The 468-nt window shown below is 42.1% G+C and carries 1 protein-coding gene; it reads left to right on the forward strand.

The window, feature by feature from the left end; translation table 11 throughout:
- Nucleotides 1–418 (forward strand): fimbrial protein (locus JZ792_RS43385; protein WP_216918436.1); only part of this gene is annotated, 418 nt, incomplete at its 5' end.
- Nucleotides 419–468 lie beyond the last annotated feature (50 nt).

Here is a 468-nt window from a genome sequence, read left to right on the forward strand (position 1 = left end):
AGCTTGTACCCTGGTAGCTGCGACGAAAGATTCCGTGGTGACTTTGCCAGATGTTAGTGCCACGAAGTTGCAAACCAATGGTCAGGTTTCTGGCGTGCAAATTGATGTGCCAATTGAATTAAAAGATTGTGATACTACCGTAACAAAAAATGCAACGTTCACCTTTAATGGCACTGCGGATACTACTCAGATTACAGCGTTTGCTAACCAGGCCTCATCTGATGCTGCTACAAACGTGGCCCTGCAAATGTATATGAATGATGGTACAACGGCCATCACGCCAGACACAGAAACCGGGAACATTTTGTTGCAGGATGGAGATCAGACGTTGACTTTTAAAGTTGATTATATCGCTACGGGGAAAGCGACTTCAGGTAATGTGAATGCGGTAACAAATTTCCATATTAACTATTATTAATAGAACTCATTAATTGTTTTATTAATTAGTACCCCTCCAGTGTTCTGGAG

The sequence above is a fragment of the Nocardia noduli genome (assembly GCF_019038455.1).
GTDB classification, from domain to species: Bacteria; Actinomycetota; Actinomycetes; order Mycobacteriales; family Mycobacteriaceae; genus Nocardia; species Nocardia noduli.